Source organism: Streptomyces sp. WM6386 (assembly GCF_000972385.1).
Lineage (GTDB): Bacteria > Actinomycetota > Actinomycetes > Streptomycetales > Streptomycetaceae > Streptomyces.
This window is the reverse complement of the sequence record NZ_JXTE01000185.1, coordinates 1-1,398: the sequence shown is the minus strand read 5'-3', so window position 1 is coordinate 1,398 and position 1,398 is coordinate 1. Positions and strand designations below refer to the sequence as shown.

At 63.3% G+C, this 1,398-nt stretch carries 2 protein-coding genes; one reads left to right on the top strand and one right to left on the bottom strand.

Annotated elements, in window-relative coordinates:
• The first annotated feature begins 396 nt into the window (after positions 1–396).
• Entirely contained in the window at positions 397–1,047 is a 651-nt protein-coding gene (locus TN53_RS40575; protein ID WP_046263892.1) for a ScbR family autoregulator-binding transcription factor, read from the top strand.
• A 228-nt stretch (positions 1,048–1,275) separates the two neighbouring features.
• Here the strand turns inward: TN53_RS40575 and TN53_RS40570 are convergent.
• Positions 1,276–1,398, bottom strand: a 123-nt coding sequence (locus TN53_RS40570; protein ID WP_046263891.1) for a DUF6009 family protein, incomplete at its 5' end; no start/stop codon positions are given.

Genomic DNA, 1,398 nt, shown 5'->3' with positions numbered 1-1,398 from the left:
AGATAGACGATTCCCTGCTGTACACCCTTGATTCCGAAGCCGCCGACGGCCTCGTGTGGCGGGACAGTCACGTGAGGGTGCCTGCGGGAGGGCTCCTGCGAGGAGAAAAATCCGACTCCGATGGCTGTTTTCAGCCGCCTCCGCACAATCGTCGCGAGTGCCGGATTCGGCTACGCCAAGTGAAATGTTGGCGCTTAAAGCACCCACGCAAGGCCCTGACCAGCAACATCTTTGCTTTGGACCTCCCATATGACCAGTTTTGACGCGTGGGAGGAATGCGAAAGTTCGCCTCGCTCAGTACTGGGCGAGGCGAACTGGCCGTAAGCTACCTACTAAGCGGTTTCTTTCGAAGCTCGCTGCGGGGGCAAGAGGACGGCTAGCTGAAGGAGAGCTCTAGTGGTACAGCAAGAACGTGCGATCCAGACTCGTCGTGTGATCCTGGAAGCAGCTGCGCAGGTGTTCGCAGAGCATGGGTATGTCGCTGCGACGATCGCCGACATCCTCAAGACCGCGGGGGTCACCAAGGGCGCACTGTACTTCCACTTCGACTCGAAGGAACTCCTGGCCCAGGGGGTTCTGGAACTCCAGACGGAACAACCTCTTCCGCCCCAGGAGATCAAGCTGCAGGAAGTGGCGGACATCGCCATGACTGTCGCCCACCGGCTGCCCATCGACGCTGTCCTGCGGGCAGGTGCTCGGCTCTCCTCGGATCCCACCGGGCGGCAACACTACGGCACCGCCTGGACATCGTGGATCGACGTGCTGGCCGACCTCTTGGCCAAGGCCCAGCAGTGCGGTGAGGTTCTGCCCCATGTGGAACCGCGCGAAATCGCAGAGCTGATCGTCAGCACATTCCACGGGGTGCAGCTCTACTCACAGCTGGAAAACAATCTGTCGGACGTGGAGTACCGGGTCTCGGTCCTGTTGAACCACCTCATGCCCTCCATCGCAGCCCCCGCAGTGCTGCTGCGCCTGGACGTGACCCCGGACCGCGGAGCCCGGGTGTTCAACGAGGCAAGCCACATGCAAGCCACAGAGGTGGCCTAGCCACTCGTCCTCCCGACACCCCCGTCGTACAGGCACAGCCCATGACCGTGGCGCCAAGAGCGCCACGGCAAGCTTGCTTGCGGCGAAATTGTGGGGGTCCTGTCGGCAGCTGTCACGTAGGGCCTTCGACTGCTCCAGGAAGCACCCCACAGCGTGAAGCGCCAGGCCGCAGAGGTCAACTGTCAACTCATGGCCGGCAATTGAGGCCCCTGAAGCCCTTCGGACGCCCTACAGCGGCAGCGTGATCCCCAGCTCCCGCATCGCCGAGGACGGCGGCCCGCCCTCCGACCGCTCGGTCTTGCACCCCTTGCTGCCGGGTGCCAGCGTGCGCGGATCCACCGCTTCGGCGGG